Genomic DNA, 16,202 nt, shown 5'->3' with positions numbered 1-16,202 from the left:
GGCCAGCAGGGGGGTGCCGGGGACCTGGTGGCCGCCGCTGGCGAGCATGCGGACCTCGCCCCGGTCGCTGATCTCGGCGCGCACGATCCCCGTCTCGTCCTCGTACACCGGGAATCCGCCGGCCCCCAGCCGGTCGGTGAGCCGCACGCGGACCACGTCGTCCGCGGCGCCGGACAGCTGGAAGATGAGCTCGTAACGCTCGGTGTGCACCATGTGGTCCATGACGGCCTCCGGGCCGGGCGCGGAGAATACGGCCCTGCCGCCATTGTTTCGCACCCCGGCGTCGGCCGCCCGGGGAGCAACGGCCAACGGGCGGACCCGCCCGGTCGATCGGGTGACTCCCCGGTAGGACAACATGACCGGTGGCCCGGGGGGCTAGGCATGCGTGCATGAGACTTGAGCCTCGACGAATGAACAGTGCCTCTTCCCGTCCTCGCACCCTCAAGACGGTCGGCGCCCTCGGTATGGCCGCCGCCACGGCCGTTCTGATGACCGGATGCGGTCAGAGCTCGGACAGCGCGACGAGCGCGGCCACCTCCGAAGCCGCGAAGGTCGTCCCGCAGAAGCAGACGACGTCGCCCTCGGCCAGTGCCCAGCTGACCGAGGACCAGCAGGAGCGGAAGAAGGTGCTCGACGCCACGAAGGTCACCTTCGACGACGCCGCCACCACCGCCGCCGGCGAGGTGGCCGGCGGCAAGCTGGTCGATCTGGACCTGGAGGGTGTGGACGACGACGACAACGACCAGAGCCCCAGCCCGACGGGATCCGGCAGCCCCACGGGTTCCGCCAGCCCGACCGGCTCCGCGAGCCCGAGCGGAACCGGCACGTCCAGCCCCAGCGCGAGCCCGGGCTCCGAGGGCCCGGTCTGGGTCGCGGAGGTCGCGGAGAAGGACGGCACGGTCCACACCGTCCGGATCAACGCGGTCGACGGCAAGGTGATCGAGGCCCGTGTCGACGCGGATCAGGACGCGGACGACAAGAAGCAGACGGCCGACCGGCTCGCCCAGGCCACCCAGACCCCGCAGCAGGCCGCGAAGGTCGCCACCGAGAAGAAGAAGGGGACGGTCACCTCCGTCGGCCTCGACGACAACGAGGGCGACGGAGTCGTCTGGCAGGTTGACGTGGTCGGCTCGGACTGGAAGAAGACGACCTTCGACGTGGACGCCAAGAACGACACCATCGTCCGCGAGGAGACCGACAACGACTGACCGCCGCCCCGCCTGACCCGAGAAGGGGTACGCCGGCTGCCCGGCGTACCCCTTCCCGTCTTCTAGCGCGCGGTTCCCGGCTTCCGGCGGTCGAGCAGTCGGCAGACGAAGTCTTCCTGGAGCTCGCGGAGCGTGGCCAGCAGCCGGGGGTTCGTCGAGCTGTTCACCTGGGAGGTGAGGGACACGGTCAGCGACCGCTTGCCGTCCTTGGTCCCCGCGGCGAACTGCGTGTAGCCGGGGAAGTTGCCGGTGTGGCCGTACACGGTGCCGCAGCGCGTCGTGTACGAGAACACCGCGAGGCCGGCCCGGTTGCGCCCCGGGCCGGCCGGTTCGGAGCTGCCCTCTACGAAGGACAGCTGCTGCCGTCGGACCTCGGGGCCGAGGCCCAGCCCCCCGGCGTAGCCGCGGATGAAGGCTCCCAGGTCCCGGGGGGTGGAGACGATGCCGCCCGACGCCCACACGCCGGACGCGCCGAGCACCGTGCTGACGTCCTCGGGTGCGTCCGGCGGTTCCACCGCGTAGCCGTGCAGATAGGGCTCGGGCAGCCGGTAGCCCTGCGGGAGGCTGGTGTCGCGCAGGCCGAGCGGCCGGTACACGAGCTCGGCGAGGAGCTTCTCGTACCGTTGTCCCGTAGCCGCCTCGGCCATCAGCGCCACCGCGATGTTGTCGGAGTTGGAGTAGCGGTACGCCGAGCCCGGCTCGAACCGCAGTGGGTCCCCGGCGACGTAGTCCAGCAGCCGACGGGAGTCGAAACGCCGGCGCGGGTCGGCCGTCAGCTCGGCGATGAAAGTCGGGGCCTCGGTGTAGTCGGGCAACCCACTGGTGTGGTTCAGGAGTTGGCGGAGCGTCACCCGGTGCCAGGCGGCGGGGAGCCGGGGCAGCTGTCGGCCGAGGGTGTCGTCCAGGCGGAGTGCGCCCCGCTCGGCCAGCTGCAGGGCGACCGAGCCGCTGAAGGCCTTCGCCGTGCTGGCGATCCGCATGTGGTCGGTGGTCCCGGGCGGACGCGCGGTGCCGAGCTGCGACGTACCCGCCCGGTACACCTCGCTCCGGCCGCCCGTCGTGAGGACGGCGATGGCGCCGGGCGGCCCTCCCGGAGTGTCCACGATCGCCTGGAGCCCCCGCCGCAGCTCGGGGTCGACCGGGCCGTCGCCGCCGTCCCCGCCCGCGTGGGCCGGGCCGGACATCAGCCCGGCGAGCGATGCGGCCGCCAGGGCCGCGACGACGGCTCTTCGCCGCCGGGACCGGCCGCGGGGGCGGGGGAGCGGGGCGTCAGGACGAGAACGTACGGGCACGGGGGTCTCCTGAAGGCGGTGGGCGTCGTGCGGAGCGGTGGGGTCCGCTCCCGCGAGCCCCAGCATCGGGCGGCCGGACCGGGCTTGCCCCCGAGGTGGACCATCCGGCCGATCACCGCCACACCGCCGGCGTCGGACGGCACACCGTCACCCGCCCGCTCCGCGCCGCCGCTCTCTCCGGCGGGTGCCGTTCAGTGGGCCGGGGGAGCGCCCCCGCTCAGATCGAGGACGTACCGCCGCCCGGGACGGTCGCCGAACATGACGTCCTCCAGCGGCTCGAAGCCGGAGCGCGCCAGCACCGCGCGGGATCCCGTGTTGTCCAGCGTCGTCTCCGCGCGCAGCGCGGTGAGGCCGTACTCCCGGACCGCCAGGACGCAGACCTGCTGGACCGCCCAGGTGGCCAGCCCGCGCCCCGCGGCCTTCTCGGCTATCCGGTAGCCCAGCTCGGCCGAACCCTCCCGCACCCCGAGGAGGTTGATCCGGCCCAGGATGCCGCCGTCCTCGTCCTCAATGAGGTGGAAATGGTGCAGCCCCGCGTCCTGCTCGGCGAGCAGTTCCTTGTGGCGTTCGGTGAACGCGGCGAAGTAGCCGTCGCCCCGGTCGGTGATGGAGGCGGCGAAGTAGGCCCGGTTCTCCCGCTCGAAGGCGAGCAGGGCCTCGGCATGGTCGGGACGGAGCCGGCTGATGGACGTCATACGGGGATGCTAAGTGGTGTCACGTCGGGGTGTCCGGCGTCTTCCGTCCGGGGCCTCGCTTCCGGGGGCCGGCGTCCCCGCCCGGAGACCGGGCGGCGGGGCCGGTGCGGCGGGCGGTTCCGGCTATCCGGGATGTCCGCGCTCCAGTGCGTGGGCCAGGCCGCGTTCCGCGTCGTCGGCGGAGGCGCGCCGGTAGGCCCGCTCGTACGCCGAGTCGCCCGCGACCTGCCGGGCCCTGAGCTCCCACTGCTCGCGGATCGCCCCGAGCTCCGGGGTGCCCCGGTGCGGGTGGCCGATCATGCGCCAGTACGTGTGCCCGGTACCGGAGGCACGGGCCGCGGCCACTCCGTTCCCCTGCGCGGCGATGGATCCGGCGAGCAGATCGAGGCCGAGCGCTATGCCGAGGCTGTCGTGGAGCTCGTGCTTGCTCGCGAGCATCGCGCGCGCGTGGCTCTCGGCATGACGGGGGCGGCCCTGGAGAAGGTGGATGAGCGCGAGTTGGTGATCGGCGTACGCCCGTGCCCAGTGCTCGCCGAACCGCAGGCTGATCCGCTGGAGCCGCATGGCCTCCTCGTACGCCTCGTCGAGCCGGCCGAGCGCGGAAAGGGCGAACAGGCGTATCACCCGGCAGCGCAGCTGCGAGGGGGCGTCGGCGGGGTCGCCGTCGTGGTGGCTCAGCGCCTGGTCGCTGACGGCGTAGGCGGTGAGCGGTTGGCCCATCATCAGATACGTGAAGCTCATGGAGTGGGCCGCGAGCAGCACCGCCTCCGGGGCCTCGTCGCGGTGTGCGGCGTGCCGGCACTCCTCGCCGGTGCGCCGGGCCGCCTCGTGGTCGCCCTGCAGGGTCAGCGTGATGCCCAGGGCCCACAGCGCCCGGGTGCGGTGAGGGCCGGCGGAGAGCGGCAGGGCGAGCACCCGTTCCAGATACGTCCGGGCCTGGTGCAGATGGCCGCAGCAGCTCCAGAAGAGGCCCGCGCACCCGGCCATCTCCATCGCCATCTCCGGGTCCTCGGCCAGCAGATGGTCCAGGGCCGCGCACAGGTCCGCGTGGCTGTCGGCGATCCGGTGGTACCAGAGGACCTGCGACGGCCCGAGCCAGCCCCCGTACGCCTGGACGGCGACATGGGCGAAGTGCCGGGCGTGCCGGTCCGCGAGGAGCGCGTCCTCCGCCAGCTCGGCCAGCCACATCGCCCCGTACTCGCGCAGGGTGTCCAGCATGTGGTAGCCGTTCCCCGTCCGCCGGAGCACGGACTGGTCGGCCAGACGTTCCAGGGCCGGGGCGATGGCCCCGGCGTCCAGCGGTCCGCCCGCGCACACCGCCTCCGCGTCCGGAGTGGTGATGACGCCGCGGAAGACGGAGAGCCGCGCCCACAACAGCCGTTCCAGCGGTGCGCAGAGCTCGTGGCTCCAGCCGATGGTCGTGCGCAGGGCCCGGTGGCGGCGGGGCCAGACGGTGTCGTCGGTGAGCTCCTCCATCCGGGAGGCCAGCCGTCCGGTGATCTCCAGCGCGCTGCTCTCGCGGAGCTGGGCGCAGGCCAGTTCGACGGCGAGCGGTATGCCGTCGAGCCGACGGCAGATCTCGGCGACGGCGGCCGCGCTTTCGGGGTCGTCGAGCGAGAGGGCCGGGGCGACGGCGGCCGCGCGCTCGTGGAAGAGCCGGACGGCCTCGTCACCGTCGTCGCCCGCGGAGAGCGGGGGCACCTCGACGCGTTTCTCGTCCGCCGCGCCCAGCGGCTCCCTGCTGGTGGTCAGGACCGTCAGCCCCGGCGCCGAGGCGAGCAGTTCGGCCACGAGCTGCCCGCAGGGGCCGACGATCCGCTCGCAGCAGTCGAGAACGAGGAGCACCCGCCGACCGGACAGCCATTCACCGAGCGCGGCCACGGGCCGGCGGGGGCTGTGGTCCAGAAGTCCGACGCCGTCGCAGACCGTGGTGGCGAGCAGTTGCTCGTCGTGCAGATGGGAGAGATCGGCCCACCAGACGCCGTCGGCGTAGTGGTCCCGGGCACGCTCGGCGGTGCGCAGGGCGAGCCTGCTCTTGCCGACCCCGCCGGGACCGGTGAGCGTGACCAGCCGATGCTCTCGAAGTGCCCGTTCGACGCTGACCAGTTCGTTGTCGCGTCCGACGAAGCTGGTCGTCACGACGGGGAGGTTGCCCATCACGGGGACATCCTGCCTCGCCGCGGCCCATCGCCTCCGTTCATAGCGAAAAGCAGTCAGAAACGGCCGACAACGCATCCTGCCCGATCGGCAAGTCACCCCGATCGAAAGGGCAGGGTGTGCCCGCGCCCCAACGCCCCGCTCCGGTGCTGCGAAGACGGCGAGGACGGCGAGGCGCTGACCGCTGACGGAACGGCGGCGGACGAAACGGCGGCCGGGAGGCTCTGTCGTACCCCTGCGCTACGTTGCTGGCATGACGCAATTCGTACTGGTGGCAGGGGCCTGGCTCGGCTCGTGGGCGTGGCGCGATGTGGAGCCCGGCCTGCGCGCGGCCGGCCACGGGGTCCACCCGCTGACCCTTTCGGGCCTCGCCGACAGACAGGACGCGGCGGCCGGGCGGCAGACCCACGTCCAGGACATCGTCGACGCGGTCGAGTGTCCGGACCTGCGTGACGTGGTGCTGGTCGGCCACAGCTACGCGGGCATTCCGGTCGGGCAGGCCGCCGAGCGGATCGGCGACCGGCTCGCCCGCGTGGTGTTCGTCGACTCCAACGTTCCGGCCGACGGCGAGTCCTTCGTCTCCGGCTGGCCGGACGGCCGGGCCGGCGTCGAGGCCGCCATCGCCGCCAACGGGGGCTTCTGGCCGCCGCCGGCCGCCGCCGACTGTGCGGACCAGGGCCTCACCGAGGATCAGCTCGCCCGGTTCCTCGGCGGCACGACACCCCACCCCGGCGCCACGCTCACCGATCCCGCCGTTCTGGCCCGTCCCCTCGGCCTGCTGCCCGCGACGTACGTCAAGTGCCTGCTCGACTGGCCCGAGCCGAGCCCCGAGGTGGCCGAGCTGCTGGCGGGCGAGCGGTGGCGGCTGGTCACGATGGACACCGGCCACTGGCCGATGTTCTCGCAGCCGGCCGAGCTCGCCCGCATCCTGCTGGACGCCGCGGGAACGGACGCCCCACGATGACGGCCTCACCCCGCCCGGAGCGGCGCTCCCCGGACGAAGCGGCCACGGAGCACCCGGAGATCACCTTCATCGGGTGCGCGCGCTGCGGCACCCTGATCGCGGGTCTCGACGGGCGGTACGCCTGCTCGGGCTGCGGCTGGGTCAACGAGTGGACCGAGGGCCACCGGCCCCTGCCCGAGGCCCGGCGGCGGCGCTCGGCCGACACGGCCTAGACAACGTCCCGGCCTCCTGGAGCACGTGCAGCCCCCGCGCCCCGCCTCCCGGTCCCACCCCGCGCCTTCCGGCGCTCTCCCACACCCTTGAGGAGTGCACGACATGCCCGACCCGCACGACGCCGACGCGATCCGCACGGCCCTGGCCGAGATCGCCTCACTGCTCGCCCCTGCGCACCCCGCCGTGGCCGAGGAGGCGCTGCGCGCCCACGACAGCCCGCACGAGTACGTGGGCGCCTTCGGGGACCGCCTGGCGGGTCGGGGGATCGACGAGCCGGTGGACGACCTCGCCTGGATCGCGCTGATCGACGCGCTCGACGCACACGGTCTGCTCGCGGAGTTCGACTGGAAGGAGGACGCGCAGGAGATCCGGGACCGCTTGCGGCAGCTGGAATCGAGGCCCTCCGTGGCCCCGTGGGTGCTCTTCGAGGCCGACGAGACGCTCCTGCCGACCGAGAAGTTCCTGCACGCCTGCGGCCGCCGTTACCGGGAGATCGGTGCGGCGCTGGCCGTCCTCGACATCGGGTCCGACTGCTATCCGGTGGTGGGCCTGCGGGCGGCCCGTGCCGACGAGCTGACCGCGCTGGCCGCCCGCGCGGGCTTTTCCGTGCAGCACCTCGGCGTCGGCCGTCGCGGGCGGTGACGGAGTCGCCGCCCGCGCCCTTTTGGGGGCGGGGCGGGGCGCTGTTCCAGCAGGTGCGGCGGGGTCCGTGCGCCGGAATGGAATCGCGACCGCCGCCGCCCACCACGTACACTCGCCCCCGCCTCCGCCGACCGGCAGGGGCTTTTCGCACCAGACCGCCGGGGAAAGAAACCGTATGAGTTCCGCAGACAGCACCGAAGCACCGATCTACGCCGGCCTCGTGGAGGAGCACGGCGACGTGCCCGCCGAAGTACGCAGAGTGGCCGAGGAGGTCCTGCGCGAGGCCGACCGCGCCATCGACTTCGGCACGGTGCGGACGGCCGCAGCCGCCCGCTAGGTGCCCGCAGGCCGGAACCCCCGGCCACAGCCGCCCCGTGGCGGCCATGTCCATCACAGGACGATAAACGTCCTGCAACTATTGCCATATTCTTGCGTTCGTGACGCGATGGTTCGCTGAAGAGCCGTCGTCAGTGAAAGCGGGTGAGGCTGCGGTAGGCCGGGCGTCCGAACATCGCGCCCGATGCCACCGCGGCCCCCGGCCACCCCGTCGCGACCGCCCGACGGCCGTGCTTCGGTGAGCGGTCCACGCAGCCGCGTGGAGAGCGCTCCCAGCCGGCCGTCGAGGGTGGCCCCCTTCCGTGCTCCACCCACGGTTCCGTCGTCGCTGGAAGCCCCCGACAGGCAAAGACTGTTAGAAATTTACGGCAGCATCAAGGAATGTTGCGCGTATGTGGTGGCGCATGCGCTCGGCCTGCCGAATCGGCCCGAGGTTCGACAGAACGCCGTCACCGGCTGGCCGTGGGTCTGCGGGCGCTCCGGTCGCGCTCGCCGAGGGCGGGGGCCTGCTCATCTTCCCCCACGGGGTCCGGAGCGCGCCAGGGGTGTCCGGAATCCCGCCGAGCGCAGCTCTTGCTGGTCCGTCAGGGCCAGAAGGGCGTGATGTAGTCGTAATCTTGCAAATTTGGATCGGAATATTGCGTACCTCTGCCTGCCGTTCTATCGTGACGCTCCGATCAAGGCAGTGCTTGGGCGTCACCCCAGAGGAGCCGTAATGAAGCCCCGCAAACTTGCGATCTTCCTGACCACAGGTCTCGTCATGAGCCTCGCTGCCTGCGGCGGCGACTCGGAGTCCGACGCGGGAGGAGACGTGGCCATCACCGTGGCGTGTCAGCCGGCGAAGACCGCACCGAAGCAGCGTGAGGCGTGGAACGACGACGTCGTCGCGTTCGAGAAGGCGCATCCGGGTGTCAAGGTCAAGAGCACCGACCAGCAGCCGTGCTTCGACCCCAAGACCTTTGCCGCGAAGCTGGCCGGCGGTCAGATGGAGACGGTGTTCATGGTGCCGGTCACCAACTACGCCGACGTGATCTCCAAGAAGCAGGCGAAGGACATCACGGGCGTCACCGACCTCGTGAAGAACTACGGCGACATCAAGCAGGACGTCAAGGACATGGTCACCAAGGACGGCAAGAGCTACGGCGTCCCCAACGTGAGCTACAGCGTCGGCCTGGTCTACAACCGCAAGCTGTTCAAGGACGCCGGTCTCGACCCCGACGCCCCGCCGCAGACGTGGGACGAGGTCAGGGCGGCGGCGAAGAAGATCGCCGCCCTCGGTGACGGCTACGTCGGTTACGGCGAGTACGGCGGCGGCAACGTCGGCGGCTGGCACTTCGCGCAGTCCATCTTCAGCCGGGGCGGCGAGATGGCCGTCGACGGCAGGGCCGCGTTCAACAGCCCGGAGGGCAAGGCCGTGCTCCAGACGCTGCACGACATGCGCTGGAAGGACGACAGCGTCGGCAAGAAGGTGCTGATCGGCTGGGAGACGCTGATGCAGCAGATGGCCGCCGGCAAGACGGGCATGATGCTCGGAGCCCCCGATGTCGTCACCGACGTGGTCCAGAAGTTCCAGGGGAACAAGGACGACTACGGCATCACCGGCATCCCCGAGGGCCAGGCGTCGCTGACCGGCGGCGAGGCCTACATGGTCAATCCGAAGGCGAACGCCGCCGAGACAGAGGCGGCCATGCAGTGGATCGACTTCCAGTTCAACACCCCGGGCAAGGGCCGACACGACTACGCCCGCGGCAAGGCCAACGCCGAGGCCGTCGGTGTGCCCAACAACGACTACATGGGTGACTCCCCGACCGGTCAGAGAATCGCGGACGACCGGGAGGCGAACGCCGTCCTGCCGGTCGAGTACTACGAGCCCTACGTGAACACCTCCAAGGGCGTCGAGCTCAAGCTGGAGCCGGCGAAGGCCCAGGAGCTCTACGCGGTGCTCGACGTGCCCATGTCCGCGGTCCTCACCCGGGAGAACGCGGACATAGACAAACTGCTCAAGGACGCCGAGTCCAAGGCCAACGGAATTCTGGCCAGGGGCTGACGGCAACTGTCCCGGGTGCCGCTCAGGAGGGGAGGGCGGCACCCGAGCAGGGTCGGCGGGAGAGGCGGGAACGGGAGATCACCATGGAAACACTCACCATCGAACCGAAGCGGCCGTCCAAGCCGCGTCGCAGGCCGGCGGCACAGCGGAAACGGACAGTTCAGGCCAACATCACCGCGTACGGCTTCCTGTGTGCGGCGCTGTTCTGCTTCGCCATGTTCGCCTGGTGGCCGATCATCAGGCAGGTCGTCCTCTCCTTCCAGGAGACCAACCTCGTCGACGAGCCCACCTGGGTGGGCCTGGACAACTTCCGCACGGTGGTGGACGACCCGGCCTTCGGCCAGGCCTGGAAGAACACCGTCGTCTTCACTCTGCTCGCCCTGGTCTGCGGCTATGTGATCCCCTTCGCGGTGGCGATCGTGCTCAATGAACTGCGGCACGCCCGCGGCTACTTGCGCTTCGTGGTCTATCTGCCGGTGATGCTGCCGCCGATCGTCTCGGTGCTGCTCTTCCGCTGGTTCTACGATCCCGGACCGGGCCTCTTCAACCAGATCCTGGACTTCGCCGGGCTGCCGGCACTGTCCTGGCTCGACTCCTCGAGCACCGCACTGATCTCCCTCGTGATCGTCTCCACCTGGATGAACATGGGGTCCGGCGTCCTGATCTACCTCGCCGCCCTGCAGAACATCCCCGGGGATCTGTACGAGGCCGCGGAGCTGGACGGAGCCGGGATCTTCAAGCGGATCTGGAACGTCACCGTCCCGCAGACCCGCCTGATCCTGCTCCTGATGCTGATGCTGCAGATCGTCGCCACGATGCAGGTGTTCATCGAGCCGTACATGCTCACCGGCGGCGGACCGGAGAACGCGACGGTCACCGTCGCGTACCTCATGTACCAGTACGCCTTCGTGTACGGCGGCAATTACGGGGCCGGCAGCGCGCTCGGCCTGATGCTCATGCTCGTTCTCCTTGCGGTCGCCGCGGTGCAGCTCCGGCTGACCCGTGACGAGAAGAGGTAGTCCCGTGGCCAACACAGTCCACACAACAGCCCACTCCGGTACGGCGGGGGAGACCCGGAAGGTGACACCGCCGCCGACCCCCGGCAGACCCGAGCGGCGCCGCGCCGCCTGGGCCGACGGTCACGCCCGGACCATCGTCTCGCCCCTGGAGCTCAAGACCCGCTGGGGCAGCCGCATCTACTGGACGGTCCTCGTGGCCATCCTGCTCGTCTTCACCCTGGTCTTCGTCTTTCCGCTGTACTGGATGGTCACCGGGGCGATGAAGTCGGGTGAGGAGATAGCCCAGATGCCGCCCACGCTCTGGCCCCAGAACCCCGACTTCTCGGTGTTCTCCGACGCCTGGGAGCTCTTCGACATCGGGCTGCTCCTGAAGAACACCCTCTTCTACGCGGTCGGCGCCTGGCTCTTCGCCCTCGCCGTCGATGTCACCGCCGCCTACGCGCTGTCCAAGCTGCGCCCGATGTTCGGCAATGTGATCCTCGGGGCGATGCTGGCCACCTTGATGATCCCACCGATCGTCGTGATGATTCCGGCCTACATCACGGTCACCGATGTGCCGATCTTCGGCTGGCAGCTGCTCAACACGCCCTGGGCGATCTGGTTCCCGGTGGCCGCCAACGGCTTCAACATCTTCCTGCTCAAACGGTTCTTCGACTCGATACCCGATGAGATCCTCGAAGCGGCCGAGATCGACGGCGTACCCCCGTGGCGAGTCCTGGTCTCGATCATCCTGCCGATCTCGCGGCCCATCCTCGGTGTGGTCTCCATCTTCACCGTCGTCCTGGTCTTCAAGGACTTCGTCTGGCCGCTGCTCGTCCTGCCCGACAGCGAGAAGATGACGATCAGCGTGGGACTTTCGCAGACCGCGGGAGCCGTCACACAGAACCAGATCATGGCGGGTCTGGTGATCGCGAGCATCCCGATGATCATCGTGTTCTTCTTCTTCCAGCGAAGCATCATGGCCGGACTCACCGCCGGGAGTCTCAAGGGCTGATCCGCATCCTCACCGCCTTTTCGCTCCACCATCGACATGCTCTCCGCCGCCGGTCACTTCATCAACGCCCCGCTGCGACCGGCGGCGGAGTCCCCACCTGCCCGAAAGGACCCTGACGTGGCAGCCGTGCCCCCCTCCCGAACCGATACATGGTGGCGAGACGCCGTCATCTACCAGATCTACCCCCGCAGCTTCGCGGACGGGGACGGCGACGGCACCGGGGACCTCGCGGGGGTCCGCGCGAATCTGCCGTATCTCGCCGCACTCGGCGTGGACGCCGTCTGGTTCACCCCGTGGTATTCGTCGCCGCTCGTCGACGGAGGATACGACGTGGCCGACTACCGCACCATCGACCCGGCCTTCGGCACCCTCGAGGAAGCCGAGAAACTGATCGTGGAAGCCGCCGAGTGCGGTATCAGGGCCATCGTCGACATCGTCCCCAACCACATCTCCGACCAGCACGTCTGGTTCCGTGCCGCCCTCGAAGCCGGCCCCGGCAGCCCGGAGCGCGAGCTCTTCCACTTCCGTCCGGGGCGCGGCGAGAACGGTGAACTGCCCCCGAACAACTGGCCCTCCCAGTTCTCCGGCGACACCTGGACCCGGGTCCCCGACGGCGAGTGGTACCTGCACCTGTTCGCCCCCGAACAGCCCGACCTCAACTGGTCCCACCCCGCCGTCCGCCGCGAACACGAGGACGTCCTGCGGTTCTGGTTCGAGCGCGGCGTCGCCGGCGTCCGCATCGACTCCGCGGCCCTGCTCACCAAGCACCCCGACCTGCCCGACTTCACCGAGGGCGTCGACCCGCACCCGTACATCGACCAGGACGAGATCCACGACATCTACCGCTCCTGGCGGGTGATAGCCGACGAGTACGACGGCGTGTTCGTCGGCGAGGTCTGGCTCCCCGATTCCGAGCGCTTCGCCCGCTATCTGCGCCCCGACGAACTGCACACCGCCTTCAACTTCAACTTCCTCGCCTGCCCCTGGGACCCCGGACGCCTGCGCCGTGCCATCGACGACACCCTCGCCGAGCACGCCCCCGTCCAGGCCCCGGCCACCTGGGTCCTGTGCAACCACGACGTGACCCGCACGGTCACCCGCTACGGCCGCACGGACACCGCCTTCGACTTCGCCACGAAGGCCTTCGGCACCCCCGCCGACCTGGAGCTCGGGACCCGCCGCGCCCGCGCCGCGGCGCTGCTGACGCTCGCCCTGCCCGGCTCGGTCTACCTCTACCAGGGCGAGGAGCTGGGCCTGCCCGAGGCGGACATCCCCCTCGACCGCATCGAGGACCCGATGCACTTCCGCTCCGGCGGCACCGACCCCGGCCGCGACGGCTGCCGCGTCCCGCTGCCCTGGGCGGCGGCCGAACCGTACGGCGGCTTCGGCTCCACCACTGAGCCCTGGCTGCCACAGCCCGCCGACTGGCCGGCGTACGCCGTCGACCGGCAGGACGCCGATCCCGCCTCGATGCTCAGCCTGTACCGCGCGGCGCTGCGGCTGCGCCGCGAGACCTCCGGCTTCGGCGACGGCCCGATGACCTGGCTGCCCGCAGAGGACGGGGTGCTCGCCTTCGCCCGTACCGACGGCCTGGTGTGCGTGGTGAACCTTCGCGGCCGCAGCGTAGAACTGCCCGTACACGAAGAGATGTTGCTGGCGAGCGGTCCGCTGGACGCCGATGGCCGGCTGCCGTCCGATACGGCGGTGTGGCTGCGGCGCTGACCACGAGCGCTGAGACAGGAGGGGGCGGCGCGGGGCGGATTCCCGGCCGCCCCCGACCGCGTACCGGGCACCACCACCCCGCCGAAGCGGGCGTGTCCGCCCATGCTGGACGCGAGCGCGTGGCCGAGCAGCCGTCCGTCCCGCACCAGCCCCGCGCCGGTCTCGTCGCAGTGCAACAAGGCAGTCCGCGGTGCGCGGACGGTTCTTCGCCCGGGGATCCCGGTCCGGGTCGATCGACCCAGGGGGCCTGAGTACCCGCACTCAGGCCCCACGCCCCGGCCGCCGCGACGATGAGGGTGTGGCGGGCGAAGCCGGGAGAGGCGGACCCCGCATCGCCGTCACCACGACGGCCCCGCCCGCCGAACCCCGGGAGAACCGTGCTCAGCCGCATCGCCGCCGCCGTCGTCCCCTCGCTCGGACGCCTCACGGTCACGTCCGACCACGCCACGGCCCCGGCCGCCGGCAGCATCATCGTCGCCAACCACACCTCCCTGGCCGACCCGGGCATCGTCCTCGCCGCACTGCTGCGCCTCGGCGTCGAACCCGTCGTCATGGCCACCGCGGGGCTGTGGCGCATACCGGTCCTCGGCCGTCTCCTGGAACGCGGCGGCCACGTGCCCGTGCACCGGAACACCCACCGGGCCGCGGCCGCTCTCGACGCGGCGGCCGTCGCGCTCAGGGACGGCCGTCACCTGCTCATCTACGGCGAAGGGCGGCTGCCCTGCCGCGACGATGCGGCGGAGGCTCCGCCGGAGAGCTTCCGCAGCGGTCTCGCCCGTCTCGCTCACGCGTCCGGCGCGCCCGTGGTGCCGCTCGGCCAGGCGGGAGCCCGCCGGGTGACCTCGGGCCGGTGCGTCAAGCAGATCTCCGGACTCCTCACCGCCCCGGCCCGCCGCCCCCGGCTCCACGTCCACGTCGGCGCCCCCCTGCGTCTCCCGCCGGATGTCGGGGCGGCGACCGCCACGGCCCGCGAAGCCGTCACCGCCGCCTGGCGCACCGCCGCGCACCACCTCGGCGAACCCGCGGCGCTCACCGGACGCTGAACGGTCGAGTGATCAGAGGGCGCGGCTCAAGGGCCTTCGTCTGGATCATGCCGGGCTCGCGGGGTCCGGCACGAGCTCCCCCAGGCTCTCGGCTCCGCTCGAACAGGGAGGGGCCCCTCCGGCGTTGTCGTCACTCACCATGGCTCCGCAGTGACTCCCCCTCCGCCTCGCACTTGCCCGCACCGGACCCCGTTCCCTGATCCGAGCTGACCCCAAGGCCCTACCCGGCCTCCCGCGCCACCCGCTCCAGGCGCTGCCGGTACTCCTCCCACCAGGCGCGGTCGCCCGGCGGCATGTTGTCGGTGCCGGACCGCAGTCCGACCGTCCCGTCGACGAGCTCCCGGACGATGTCGGCGTGGCCGGCGTGCCGCTGGAGGTCGGCGATCACATGGATCAGGATCTGGTGCAGCGTCACGCGGCTCCGCTCGCCGGGCCACCACCGGACGTTCCCGACCGCGTCGAGCGGCAGCTCGGCGATCGTGGCGTCCGCGTGCTCCGCCACCCGGCGGTAGAGGGCGAGGATGTCCTCGCGCGACTCCTCGGCGGTCGCCCACATGTCCTGGTTCGCCTCGGCGTCGTCCCCGTAGGCGGGCGGCGTCTCGGCGAACGGCCGCCGGAACGTCTCGCCGAAGTAGCCGAGCTCCACCCCGGCGGCGTGTTTGACCAGCCCGAGGAGATTGGTGCCGGTCGGCGTCAGAGGGCGTCGGACGTCGTACTCGGAGAGTCCTTCGAGCTTCCAGAGCAGAGTGTCGCGAGCGGCCTGCAGATAGTGCTGGAGGTCAGCCTTCGGCTGCGAGTCGGTCATGTGGGCAGTCTGCCGGCGGGCACTGACACACGGTCCTCGTCCGGGGGCTGCCGGGGCGTGCGCACCGCAGCACCGCACCGTTCCGGGGCGCGGCCCGGGTGGCGGCGGCGACCCCGGCGGCGTAGGTATGGAGGCGTGCCGCTCCGGAGGACGCCTGACGCCACGGAGCGCACCGGCCTGCGACGGCCGGTGACCAGCAGGCCCACCCGCCGGACCGGCGTCCGCGTCCGGCGGCTCACCACCGGGGACGAGGAGACGGATCCCGATGACCGCGGCAGAGCAGAGCACCCCGGTGCACGGGATTCCGTGCTGGGTCAGTCTCATGACCCGGGACCTGCGGGCCACCCAGGACTTCTACGGGGCCGTCCTCGGGTGGACCTTCCGCTCCGGCACCCTCGGCGAGGGCTTCACCGTCGCCCACCTCGACGCCCTGCCGGTCGCCGGGATCGGCCGGATCGCCCCCGGTCTGCCCACCGCCGCCTCCTGGACCCCGTACTTCGCCGTCGAGGACGTCGACGCCACAGCGGCCCGGATCCGGGAACGGGGCGGCACCATCGCCGTCGGCCCGATCCGGCTGGGCCCCGGGCGGGGGGCCGTGGCCGCCGACCGGGAAGGGGCCGGATTCGGCTTCTGGGAAGGCCGCACCCCGCCCTGGTCGTTCGGCCGCGACCACCCGCCCGCCTCCCTCGAACTGCGGACGAGCCACGCCTTCGACTGCGCCATCTTCTACGCCGAGGTGTTCGGCTGGGCCTCCGAGGAACCCGGGGGCTGCGAGGTCGGCTACGCGTACCAACAGGACGTTGTCGTCGTACGGCAGGGCGGCCGCACCGTGGCCACCCTGCGCGGAGGCGGCGACGCCTCGTCCCCCGACCCCCGGCTGCGCCCGCGCTGGCACATCCGCTTCCCGGTCGCGGACCTGGAAGCGGCCACCGCGGCGGCCCGCGCGGCGGGCGGTACGGCGGGACCGCCGGTGGACTCGCCCGCCGACGGAACCGAAGCGGTGATCAGGGACCCCGACGGCGGCATCTTCACCGTCTGCGCCCATCCGCCGGACACCCCCTGAGC

16 protein-coding genes are annotated in these 16,202 nt (G+C 71.5%); 11 read left to right on the top strand and 5 right to left on the bottom strand.

Annotation, left to right across the window (positions count from 1 at the left end; translation table 11 throughout):
* A partial coding sequence (locus HET64_RS24690; RefSeq protein WP_251145811.1) for a DUF6296 family protein occupies window positions 1–213 on the bottom strand: 213 nt, incomplete at its 3' end.
* A 197-nt stretch (window positions 214–410) separates the two neighbouring features.
* Here HET64_RS24690 and HET64_RS24685 point away from each other — a divergent pair.
* Complete coding sequence (locus tag HET64_RS24685) at window positions 411–1,208, top strand: PepSY domain-containing protein (RefSeq protein ID WP_215109040.1); 798 nt, start codon at window positions 411–413, stop codon at window positions 1,206–1,208.
* Window positions 1,209–1,270: 62 nt separating this feature from the next.
* Here the strand turns inward: HET64_RS24685 and HET64_RS24680 are convergent, their stop codons facing one another.
* From HET64_RS24680 to HET64_RS24670, 3 genes are all read right to left on the bottom strand, one after another.
* Entirely contained in the window at window positions 1,271–2,566 is a 1,296-nt protein-coding gene (locus HET64_RS24680; protein WP_215109038.1) for a serine hydrolase, read from the bottom strand.
* Window positions 2,567–2,691: 125 nt separating this feature from the next.
* Window positions 2,692–3,195 (bottom strand): GNAT family N-acetyltransferase, encoded by a 504-nt coding sequence (locus tag HET64_RS24675; protein ID WP_215109036.1) that lies wholly within the window; start codon window positions 3,193–3,195, stop codon window positions 2,692–2,694.
* A gap of 123 nt (window positions 3,196–3,318) precedes the next feature.
* Window positions 3,319–5,352, bottom strand: a complete 2,034-nt coding sequence (locus tag HET64_RS24670; RefSeq protein WP_215109034.1) for an NB-ARC domain-containing protein — start codon at window positions 5,350–5,352, stop codon at window positions 3,319–3,321.
* Between the two features lie 253 nt (window positions 5,353–5,605).
* Between HET64_RS24670 and HET64_RS24665 the strand changes: the two genes are divergently transcribed.
* The 9 genes from HET64_RS24665 (at window position 5,606) to HET64_RS24625 (ending at window position 14,332) form a co-directional block, all read left to right on the top strand.
* A complete protein-coding gene (locus tag HET64_RS24665) occupies window positions 5,606–6,316 on the top strand; it encodes an alpha/beta fold hydrolase (RefSeq protein ID WP_215109032.1) in 711 nt (236 codons plus the stop codon).
* Entirely contained in the window at window positions 6,313–6,528 is a 216-nt protein-coding gene (locus tag HET64_RS24660) for a hypothetical protein (protein WP_215109030.1), read from the top strand. The genes HET64_RS24665 and HET64_RS24660 overlap by 4 nt, the downstream gene beginning before the upstream one ends.
* A gap of 103 nt (window positions 6,529–6,631) precedes the next feature.
* The gene (locus tag HET64_RS24655) at window positions 6,632–7,171 is read left to right on the top strand and encodes a DUF6630 family protein (protein ID WP_215109029.1); all 540 of its coding nucleotides are present in this window, start codon (window positions 6,632–6,634) and stop codon (window positions 7,169–7,171) included.
* A 175-nt stretch (window positions 7,172–7,346) separates the two neighbouring features.
* Window positions 7,347–7,508: a hypothetical protein gene (locus tag HET64_RS24650; protein ID WP_018956403.1), complete on the top strand. Its 162-nt coding sequence runs from the start codon at window positions 7,347–7,349 to the stop codon at window positions 7,506–7,508.
* Window positions 7,509–8,222: 714 nt separating this feature from the next.
* Entirely contained in the window at window positions 8,223–9,554 is a 1,332-nt protein-coding gene (locus HET64_RS24645) for an ABC transporter substrate-binding protein (protein WP_215109027.1), read from the top strand.
* Between the two features lie 83 nt (window positions 9,555–9,637).
* The gene (locus HET64_RS24640) at window positions 9,638–10,573 is read left to right on the top strand and encodes a carbohydrate ABC transporter permease (RefSeq protein WP_215109025.1); all 936 of its coding nucleotides are present in this window, start codon (window positions 9,638–9,640) and stop codon (window positions 10,571–10,573) included.
* A 133-nt stretch (window positions 10,574–10,706) separates the two neighbouring features.
* Window positions 10,707–11,567 (top strand): carbohydrate ABC transporter permease, encoded by an 861-nt coding sequence (locus HET64_RS24635; RefSeq protein WP_215109042.1) that lies wholly within the window; start codon window positions 10,707–10,709, stop codon window positions 11,565–11,567.
* 117 nt (window positions 11,568–11,684) lie between these two features.
* The gene (locus HET64_RS24630) at window positions 11,685–13,289 is read left to right on the top strand and encodes a glycoside hydrolase family 13 protein (protein ID WP_308370358.1); all 1,605 of its coding nucleotides are present in this window, start codon (window positions 11,685–11,687) and stop codon (window positions 13,287–13,289) included.
* Between the two features lie 377 nt (window positions 13,290–13,666).
* The gene (locus tag HET64_RS24625) at window positions 13,667–14,332 is read left to right on the top strand and encodes a lysophospholipid acyltransferase family protein (RefSeq protein ID WP_215109022.1); all 666 of its coding nucleotides are present in this window, start codon (window positions 13,667–13,669) and stop codon (window positions 14,330–14,332) included.
* Window positions 14,333–14,552: 220 nt separating this feature from the next.
* Here the strand turns inward: HET64_RS24625 and HET64_RS24620 are convergent, their stop codons facing one another.
* On the bottom strand, window positions 14,553–15,137 hold the full coding sequence (locus tag HET64_RS24620; protein WP_215109020.1) for a DinB family protein: 585 nt from the start codon (window positions 15,135–15,137) through the stop codon (window positions 14,553–14,555).
* A gap of 265 nt (window positions 15,138–15,402) precedes the next feature.
* On the opposite strand from HET64_RS24620, the gene HET64_RS24615 reads away from it, so the two are divergent.
* Window positions 15,403–16,200 carry a VOC family protein gene (locus HET64_RS24615; protein WP_215109018.1) on the top strand — a complete coding sequence of 266 codons (798 nt, stop codon included), beginning with the start codon at window positions 15,403–15,405 and terminating at the stop codon, window positions 16,198–16,200.
* Window positions 16,201–16,202 lie beyond the last annotated feature (2 nt).

Origin of the sequence: Streptomyces sp. McG3 (assembly GCF_018619185.1) — a bacterium.
Lineage (GTDB): Bacteria > Actinomycetota > Actinomycetes > Streptomycetales > Streptomycetaceae > Streptomyces.
This window is presented reverse-complemented; position numbering and strand designations above follow the sequence as displayed.

What these genes read in the sequence shown, in the direction of transcription:
- HET64_RS24685 (WP_215109040.1), top strand. Translation starts at nt 411, where the DNA reads ATGAACAGTGCCTCTTCCCGTCCTCGCACCCTCAAGACGGTCGGCGCC.
- HET64_RS24680 (WP_215109038.1), bottom strand. Translation starts at nt 2,566, where the DNA reads ATGCTGGGGCTCGCGGGAGCGGACCCCACCGCTCCGCACGACGCCCAC.
- HET64_RS24675 (WP_215109036.1), bottom strand. Translation starts at nt 3,195, where the DNA reads ATGACGTCCATCAGCCGGCTCCGTCCCGACCATGCCGAGGCCCTGCTC.
- HET64_RS24670 (WP_215109034.1), bottom strand. Translation starts at nt 5,352, where the DNA reads ATGGGCAACCTCCCCGTCGTGACGACCAGCTTCGTCGGACGCGACAAC.
- HET64_RS24665 (WP_215109032.1), top strand. Translation starts at nt 5,606, where the DNA reads ATGACGCAATTCGTACTGGTGGCAGGGGCCTGGCTCGGCTCGTGGGCG.
- HET64_RS24660 (WP_215109030.1), top strand. Translation starts at nt 6,313, where the DNA reads ATGACGGCCTCACCCCGCCCGGAGCGGCGCTCCCCGGACGAAGCGGCC.
- HET64_RS24655 (WP_215109029.1), top strand. Translation starts at nt 6,632, where the DNA reads ATGCCCGACCCGCACGACGCCGACGCGATCCGCACGGCCCTGGCCGAG.
- HET64_RS24650 (WP_018956403.1), top strand. Translation starts at nt 7,347, where the DNA reads ATGAGTTCCGCAGACAGCACCGAAGCACCGATCTACGCCGGCCTCGTG.
- HET64_RS24645 (WP_215109027.1), top strand. Translation starts at nt 8,223, where the DNA reads ATGAAGCCCCGCAAACTTGCGATCTTCCTGACCACAGGTCTCGTCATG.
- HET64_RS24640 (WP_215109025.1), top strand. Translation starts at nt 9,638, where the DNA reads ATGGAAACACTCACCATCGAACCGAAGCGGCCGTCCAAGCCGCGTCGC.
- HET64_RS24620 (WP_215109020.1), bottom strand. Translation starts at nt 15,137, where the DNA reads ATGACCGACTCGCAGCCGAAGGCTGACCTCCAGCACTATCTGCAGGCC.
- HET64_RS24615 (WP_215109018.1), top strand. Translation starts at nt 15,403, where the DNA reads ATGACCGCGGCAGAGCAGAGCACCCCGGTGCACGGGATTCCGTGCTGG.